The organism is Flavobacterium sp. UBA4854 (genome assembly GCF_002399805.1).
GTDB lineage: Bacteria > Bacteroidota > Bacteroidia > Flavobacteriales > Flavobacteriaceae > Flavobacterium > Flavobacterium ginsengisoli.
The window spans coordinates 1-2,221 of record NZ_DHEI01000141.1; the positions used below are offsets into that span (position 1 = coordinate 1).

Genomic DNA, 2,221 nt, shown 5'->3' on the forward strand with positions numbered 1-2,221 from the left:
TATTATGGATTGGATGTTCTGACAGCCGTGTTCCTGCAAACGAAATTGTTGGTGCAAAACCAGGTGAAGTTTTTGTACACAGAAACATTGCTAATATGGTGGTACACTCTGATATGAATATGTTAAGTGTATTGGATTATGCAGTAAACGTTTTGAAAATTAAGCATATTATCGTGTGCGGACATTATGGATGCGGTGGTGTAAAAGCAGCAATGGGACATCAGTCTGTTGGTATTATCGATAACTGGTTACGTCATATTAAAGATGAATACCGTCTTCATGATAAATATTTAAACTCAATTGAGAACGAAGAAGAGCGTTTTAATGCTTTTGTCGAAATCAATGCAAAAGAGCAGGTTTATAACTTAGCAAAAACGTCAATTGTTCAAAATGCTTGGAAAAACGGACAAGATTTAATGGTTCACGGATGGGTTTACGGTTTAAATTCAGGTTTTGTAACCGATTTGAATGTAACTATTAGTTCAAACGAAGAACTGGATTCAGTTTATCAATTAGATCTTTAATAGATAAGATAGAAATAAAAAATCGCCCTTGAAAAAGGGCGATTTTTTTTATTCGTTTTCGTCTAAATTCTCATTAAATGCCGATGGAAGCATTGTTGGAATAAACTTGATTAATATCGGTAATAGTAAACTTCCTCCAGGAAGTAAAAATATAGTGAGCGACGGAATGGTTTTACAAATGTCCAAAAGCTGTTTTTTTACTTTTTTCTTTTCCTTCGCATCCAAATCTCTTGTTGTAGAATAGGCAAGGAGCACCATTAATTCCTTACTTTGAACAATTTCTTTAATCAATCGGTTTTTGTTTCTTATGATTAATTTGACTACGCTATGCGTCATTTGATCATAAAAATGTTTAACAGGATTAGAATAATTAAAATATGGAATCTTCTTTTTATGTGTTGTAATAAAAGTATTTGTTGTATCCATACTTTTTGTTACAAAATCATCAGAAACTCCCATTGTTGAACCTAAGGCGTATAGAAAATAAGACTCTTCGTTTTCAACTACACCATCGCTCCATAAAGCCATTCCGGCCATATCTATTAGGTAATAATGTTCAAGTCTATTTTTAAAATAGTCAAGATTTAAAGTTTCTAAAGTCTCAACCGTAACTTTCGAAAATTTGGAATAGCGTATAGAAGCTTCAAAAAGTTTGATCAATAAATCATCATGCTGAGATTTTACTGTTTTGGTTTTTAAGGCCAAACCAACAATTCCAAGAACCGTTTCTTCAATTCTTTTTAAATATTTTTCTGGAATTTCTCCGTGCTCTAAATATTGTCTGAAAGCCAAAACATCAATAAACAATAACGCATTGGTTACCAAATGCGAAAAGTTTTTACTGATGATGCTGTCATTGGTTTGAACTCTCTGGTCAATAATATTTTCCAGAGATAGGGAAGGCGTATCTTTTGGCAATAAAATTTTGAACAAATTAAATCCTTCTGGATTCATTTGCTTGTAAAACTTTAAAACTTCAGAAATAAAATTTTTAGGTTCCGAATTTCTTTTCTCTAAACAAAAAACATGATAGAGCGTATTAAGTAAAGCAACTTTTGAAATTTCGGTTTTAAACCAGCCTTTTATCGGAATCGGAATTTGAGAATCTATCGCAATAATATGTCCGTAAATGAATCCCGTTTCTCTCACTTTATAGTAAAACGAGTCCACTGTTTCAAAAGGAATTGCTTCTGAAAACTTCTGTTCACTAAAAAATTTATCGATCCAGCCTGGTGCTGATGGGTTAATCATGGACTTAATTTTGCTGATGCAAAGCTATGTCTTTTTCTTGTTTTAGAATTCATTTTAAAATGAAATAACCGCTACATTTTGTTAAAAATAGCGGTTATTTAAATTTTTTCTTATTTAATGATTCCTGCACAAGCAACTCTTCCTCCTGCATTTCCAGTTGGCTGGGTTGTAAAATCGTCTGTTCCTGCATGTACAATTAAGCCTTTTCCTAGAACATCTTTATTACTGTCGCCGCATCCAATGCACCATTCGTCAGTAGTTAAAGTGATAGATCCGTTACCTTTTGCATCAGCAGTAAAATTTCCGATATCACCTTTATGATATTCTCCAACTCCCCATTTTCCGTGTTTTTTAAAAGTCGGATTCCAGTGTCCTCCAGCAGAACTTCCGTCGGCAGAACTACAATCTGCTTTTTCATGAATGTGAATGGCGTGAACTCCAGGTTC

Annotated in this window: 3 protein-coding genes; 1 reads left to right on the forward strand and 2 read right to left on the reverse strand. The window is 33.5% G+C overall.

Features of this window, described 5'->3' with window-relative positions:
* On the forward strand, positions 1-524 hold a 524-nt coding region (locus B3J44_RS20440), incomplete at its 5' end, for a carbonic anhydrase (RefSeq protein ID WP_286971140.1).
* 48 nt (positions 525-572) lie between these two features.
* On the opposite strand, the gene B3J44_RS20445 is transcribed toward B3J44_RS20440, so the two are convergent.
* Positions 573-1,775: an LETM1-related biofilm-associated protein gene (locus B3J44_RS20445; RefSeq protein WP_286971142.1), complete on the reverse strand. Its 1,203-nt coding sequence runs from the start codon at positions 1,773-1,775 to the stop codon at positions 573-575.
* Between the two features lie 110 nt (positions 1,776-1,885).
* A partial coding sequence (locus B3J44_RS20450) for a superoxide dismutase family protein (protein ID WP_286971144.1) occupies positions 1,886-2,221 on the reverse strand: 336 nt, incomplete at its 5' end.